We start from the raw sequence: 6,074 nt of genomic DNA on the forward strand, positions 1-6,074 counted from the left end.
TTTTTTTAATTAACAGGCGAGCGATGCTTGGGTCAGACTTTCCCTTATTTGGTATACTTACTCAAAATCGATTTAAATTTTCCTGAACGTTTTAATTTGTTAACTTCCGATTCAAAAAAAAATTTCAACTCATCAGAGTACTTATAATTTTTAGAAATCATAAGATGGAATGATTCGGGTGGATTATTAGGTACAGGATTTAAAATCAACCAATCATCGCCAATTATATTCATATTAAGAACTCTGTCCCATCCAGCCAATATTTCATACCTGACCAATGAAATATCACAGCGTAAAGCCAACGTTTTTTTAATCAGAAAATGATAATCTGAAGATCCCATATCAACTTCTTCATTTTTTTGCCCAAAGTTGACATAATTGAAACCTCGAACTCCACATAGTTGGCCGTATTTTTTTAGATCGGATGGAACTTCAACCTTTACTCCTGAGGGGAACTTCTCTTTCACGTAGATAAAAGAAGGCACAACAGTATAATACCCTTTAGTCGTGACATATTTGTCTCTTCTAGAGTCATTAAGTCCCGCTCCAAAAACAACATCATATATTTCCCCCTTCATTGCTTCGTGCAAGCATCTTTTCCAAGGAAGTAGTTCAACTGAGTAATGAATCCCATTTTTGGTAAAAATCTCATCGAAAATATCTATATCAACCCCTATGATTTCTTCAGTTTTTTTACCATCTACGCGCTTAAAATAATGATAAGGAGGCCATTCATGAGCGCCAGCGCATAAAGGAATCTTATCTGCGTTAAAACTCATTGTTTGAGATATAGATGAGTTAGGAAAATAAACAACAATTAATAAAGTACATAACCAAAATCTATTCATAGCAGTTTTTTATGCCCATTTAATTTACGATCATTAGGGATCAAGTATAAAGCTCTTTTTAATTAATAATAGCAGTGTTTCGGTGTTTTTTAAGACAGTTGTCGCCTAAATTGTTAAGCAGCTTCTTTGTTTTGCTCTGGATTTAACTCCACAGCGCCTATTGGCTGCCAGTTTCTCGCTTCTTTTGACCATCGCTGTGGATGTTCATTTCTTTTTGTCTGATATAACACTTTTCGTTTCGCTAGTATTTCAACATCAAGACCATCGTGTCTTTGGCTCGGAGTTACAAATTTTATTCTGCTATGGCGATGTTCATTGTTGTACCAATAAACAAACTCTTTCACCCATTTACGCGCTTCATCTAACGATTTAAAACCTTCGCTAGGCCAACGAGGATGATACTTTACCGTTCTAAACAGTGATTCTGAGTAAGGGTTATCGTTACTTACCCTTGGGCGACTGCGTGAGGTAACAACACCTAAATCGTACATCTTAGCTCGCATCGTCAGACTCTTCATAGGCGCACCATTATCTGAGTGCAACACTAAGTCTTTCTTCAAGCATTTTTCTGACCAAACACTACGCTCTAGTAATGCTGCCGCTTGCTCACCTGTTTCATTATGGTGAACTTCCCAACCCACTACTTTACGACTGTAAATGTCTTCTATCATATAGAGGTAATAGTGTTTACCTATAACCGATGTGGGCATGTAGCTTATATCCCAACTCCACACTTCATTCTTCTTTTTAGCCGTATAACTTGTTGGCTTTTTATGGATATTTCTCGGCTTAGCTTTACCGCGATGGTGCAGCATGTTTTGGGCATGCAATACACGGTAAAAACTCGATTCCGAAGCAATATATTCACCTCTATCAGCGAGTATAGGTACAATTTGGCTTGGCGGTAATGAGGCAAACTCTTCGCTGTTACAAACATCAATCACGGTTTGTCTTTCCGCTTGACTCAGTTTGTTCCCAGGCTCCGGCCTCGACGCTGTTGGCCTTTTATCTGCGCCAATAACCCCGTCTATTCGCCAACGCTGTAAGGTTCTTGTTGAGAATCCAATCACTTCACAGGCCTTGTCTTGCCTCGCCCCCGACGTTACGGCGGTGCTGACCAACTGTGCATGCTTTTGCCTATCGGTCAGCGAAATTAGCTGCCCTCTTTTTCCTTCCAATAGGCATCAAACTTTTTTCCTAATACAAGTAATGCGGCAGTTTCGGCTAAGGCTTTTTCTTTTCTGCGCAATTCACGCTCTAATTCTTTAATACGATTCTTGTCAGACTTTTGCTCAGGCGTAGTTTTTACTCTTTTTACCTGTTTAGTAGCAGTGTTACCTGCGATACAAGCTAGTTTCCAAGCTTTGATTTGCTCAGGATACAAACCTTTCACTCGACAATACTCACTTAACTCTACTGCCGATAGTGTGGCTGTTTCCAGTACAACTGAAAACTTTTCCTCACTTGACCATTTATCTGATGAACTTACTTTTGTCACGCTTAAACCTGAGGTATTAAATTGCTTTTGCCAACTATACAGGGTTGAAAGGTTAATGCCTTCTTGCGCTGCAAACTTTCGAACTGACAAACCACTTTGACTGAGCTTAGTTAATATTGCTTCTTTAAATTGACTTGAAGACCTTTGATAATCCACTAATTTAAACTTACCGCCCCCTGTTTATTTATAAATTAATTGAGGCGACAACAATCCTGATAATCATATAGAAATCTCATCCGTGTAAGCGGTTCGTTTTTCGTCTCTACAGGCTAAACTTAATGATCACTGTAATGAGGAGTTAGTGATGAAACTATATGGTGGAATAGACACCTCAAACTTTTTGACTGAAACAAGAATGGCATCACAATGAAACAACCATAATTTGAAAGTTAATAAAATCAATTAATTTAAGTAATATTAATAGGTTGCTTATATATTCGATTCTTAGATTAAGATTGTACGTTAGATGAAAATTTAGTTGCTCTTGTTAGCCGTCTTTTTTGGTGTGTTTAGAAGGTGTTTAAAGAGAGAGTGAAATACGTTGGTTACAATGTTTTTGAAAACAGTAATCGAGTGTCCTCCCATGAACACGTTTTTACATATATATTATCTTGTATGAAGGAACATGTTTTTTCAGTCTTAAGAAACATTATGTCGCTGTGTATATCTTGTATGAAGGAACATGTTCGTGAGATTTTCAAATAAAAAAATAATTTTTTTTTGACAAGAATATGTCTGTTTCATACAACTTGTATGAAAGAATATGTTTTTAATTTATTTATATCGAAAAAAACACGATTTTTGTTGAATTAATCTGTTTTTTGACAAGATTGTGTCGATTTTATTATCTTGTATGAAGGAACATGTTTTTCGTTATTTCTGATCTGATGCAGATTTGAGCTCAAAAGCCCCCTCATTACTGCTCACTATTTGCCCGATAGACGCCTAATTAGCGACCACACTTTCTTAGCCTATTAAATTAGCTTGCTAAGAAGGCATTCATACATTTCAAACCAAGTATTATGTGTAGGCGTCCTGGGGGCGTCCTGCAGGACGCCTAGGAAAATTTAACAGCTAATAATGAATATGTTTGCTTTATTGCAATAATTAAAAACTTCGGAGATATTTAACATGAGAAATAACTATTCTAATTTTTGATACTGATCTGATCATCTCGTATCAATAATATTCAAAATTTCTTTATTATACCGTGCCATTTATTTGAAATGCATGATCCCACCCTGGCATTATCAGTATTATGATGAATGACCACAGAGTAACTTTTGTGACGGTTAGACTATAAATAGTTACTTTGGTTTGTGCTCAAACTTGATTTTTTGAACACTCACAGGACTTATACCTAGCTCTTTTGCTACTTTTCTAATTGATAGCCCTTGTTCTAAAAGTTCCCAAACAGGTCCGCGATTTATGGTATTTGGTTTACCTTTATATTTACCTGCTAGCTTTGCTTTAGCTATCCCCTCCTTTTGTCTTTCTAAAATCATTTCTCTTTCAAACTGATAGACAGCACCAAGTAAAGTCAACATTAAGTTATTTATGGGATTTGATGAATCATGACTAAAAATTAGGTTTTCTTTATAAAAGAGGATAGTCACTAGTTTGTTATTAAAAAATTTAATTAACTCGATAAGATCTGAAATATTGCGAGCCAAACGGCTAATGTCGTGAACAATTATAGTATCCCCTTCTCTTGCGTAATCTTTAAGTAGATTTAACGCTGTACGATCGGAATTTATTAGACCCTGAGCATTTATCTTCAAATACTTTATCGAGTTCAAGCCCATCTAATTGCCGTGCTGTGTTTTGTTCAATGGTTGATACGCGGATATAACCTAACTTCATAATACCGTCTCATTTAAAATCTTAAACAAGACTGTAACTGTTAAAGTCAAACGCGCAACTGATGTTAAGTGATACGGATTTGATTAATTTAGAGTGTTACAGTTTGGCTGTAATCAAAATATCCTTTATTGCTATTATTGTAGCAATAAACTAAGATAAACAAAGGTATTAGCTACTATAGTAGCATTTAATTTTATAGGACGTGTACATGCTCTCATTACTAACCCCTTTTGATGTACAGTTAGAGTTCAGCAAGTTTTCTAAAAAAACTCGTAAAATGAAGGGGTACAGCACGCAAGATTTCTCAGCAAAAACAGGCGTACCTGACAGTACAATACGCAAGTTTGAAAAAACGGGGGAAATTTCTTTTCGGCAGTTCCTCATGATTTACGCAGAAATAGGTAAGCTCACAGAATTACAAAAACTCACTCAATTGTCTGATGCTCCAAAAAATCTAGATGAGGTGCTAAAAGATGCTTGATCATAAACTCATTGTTAAACGAAAGCTCTCTAATGGTAATGCTGTAAAAGTAGGTGAACTCGCAGAGAATAGAAATGGGATATACTTTCAGTACAATGACCAATACCTAAACAATTATTCCAATATTTCGCCTTTTGCGATAGAAGAGTCTCTAGAAGCCCAACTCGCCCCACAGATACCTCATAAAAAACTCCACGGTGTTTTTTCAGATAGCCTCCCTGATGGGTGGGGACTGCACCTAATGGATAAAATCTTTAGAAAAAATGATTATGATCCTAAAAAGATTACACAGCTTGAACGCCTCGCCTTTATCGGTGATAACTGCTTAGGTGCATTGTATTATGAACCAACGATAGAATTCGCCACAGAAAGGTACCAAGGTTACTCAATTCGGGAATTGGGTAAACAGGCTGTAAACGAATTTGAAGGCACTGAAACAGAACTAATTGAAAGCTTAATGAATACAGCAGGCTCAGGCGGAGCTAGGCCGAAGATCAATGCCACTCTTCTCTCCGATGGTTCATATACTACAAACAGATACGTAAAAGGGAAGCCTAGTATTATCAAGCTGACTTCAGAAAAGTTCGATCTTGCTCATGAAGAGAGTTTAGTCGAATATTGCTGTATGACGTTAGCAAATCAATGCGGCATAGAGACTTCTGGCTTTGATTTACTCGAAGCTGAGCCTAATAGATTTTGGCTTAGACAGGATAGGTTTGACTGTATTGGCGATAATGGACGACTTCATATGATTTCCGCAAGTGGTCTTCTAGACGCATCATTTAGTGAACCATCTCTTGATTATGTAGACCTTATAAAAGCGACTCGTATGATGTGTGGTGTTACAGAAGCAAAGAAAATGATCAGCAGAGCATTGTTTAATTATCTAATTTGTAATCAGGATGATCATGCTAAAAACTTCGCCTTTTTATGCGATGATGATAATAATTGGCGCTTATCCCCCTTTTATGATGTGGTGTACTCTCCATCCCCATATAAAGAGCATATGACTTCGTTTGCAGGAGAAGGTGAAAACCTTAGTACAAGATCACTTGATCTTATGTCAAGACAGGCAGGTATCAATCCAAAGGAAATAAAACCAATGGCCCAAAAACTGATGGATAATATGTCAAATATTAATGAACTTCTAAATAATTCAGGTGTATCCTCAAGTAGTTCCAAAACCATAAGTAAAACGGTGGAACAAAAATTAATGTTTTTAGATAAGCAGATTTAAAACGTTTTATTTAATTTGAAGAGAGCCTGTAACAGATTTTGTGTAACTGCCCGTTTTAAATAAAGTCCTTTAAGCGGTCTTCGAATTCAATCATAAATCGATTCAAGGCCGTTTTCCAGTTTCTTATCGGCATCGTCCATTTCTTGG

5 protein-coding genes are annotated in these 6,074 nt (G+C 36.6%); 2 read left to right on the forward strand and 3 right to left on the reverse strand.

Translation table 11 applies throughout. The annotated features are described in order from the left end of the window. Positions 1-44 precede the first annotated feature (44 nt). From ESZ26_RS15680 to ESZ26_RS15690, 3 genes are all read right to left on the reverse strand, one after another. Positions 45-848, reverse strand: a complete 804-nt coding sequence (locus tag ESZ26_RS15680) for a substrate-binding periplasmic protein (protein ID WP_146800402.1) — start codon at positions 846-848, stop codon at positions 45-47. A 113-nt stretch (positions 849-961) separates the two neighbouring features. After that, a protein-coding gene (locus ESZ26_RS15685; RefSeq protein WP_146800403.1) for an IS3 family transposase occupies positions 962-2,502 on the reverse strand; the annotation gives its coding sequence in 2 pieces (ribosomal slippage) (positions 962-2,034 and positions 2,034-2,502; 1,542 coding nt in all). 1,151 nt (positions 2,503-3,653) lie between these two features. Further along, positions 3,654-4,151: a recombinase family protein gene (locus ESZ26_RS15690; protein WP_317615689.1), complete on the reverse strand. Its 498-nt coding sequence runs from the start codon at positions 4,149-4,151 to the stop codon at positions 3,654-3,656. Between the two features lie 266 nt (positions 4,152-4,417). Here ESZ26_RS15690 and ESZ26_RS15695 point away from each other — a divergent pair, with 266 nt between their 5' ends. Together ESZ26_RS15695 and ESZ26_RS15700 are read left to right on the forward strand one after the other, a co-directional pair. Continuing rightward, the gene (locus tag ESZ26_RS15695; RefSeq protein WP_146800404.1) at positions 4,418-4,690 is read left to right on the forward strand and encodes a helix-turn-helix domain-containing protein; all 273 of its coding nucleotides are present in this window, start codon (positions 4,418-4,420) and stop codon (positions 4,688-4,690) included. Continuing rightward, complete coding sequence (locus ESZ26_RS15700; RefSeq protein ID WP_146800405.1) at positions 4,683-5,927, forward strand: type II toxin-antitoxin system HipA family toxin; 1,245 nt, start codon at positions 4,683-4,685, stop codon at positions 5,925-5,927. Before ESZ26_RS15695 ends, ESZ26_RS15700 begins: the two co-directional genes overlap by 8 nt. Positions 5,928-6,074 lie beyond the last annotated feature (147 nt).

The sequence above is a fragment of the Colwellia hornerae genome (assembly GCF_007954355.1).
Classification (GTDB): domain Bacteria; phylum Pseudomonadota; class Gammaproteobacteria; order Enterobacterales; family Alteromonadaceae; genus Colwellia_A; species Colwellia_A hornerae.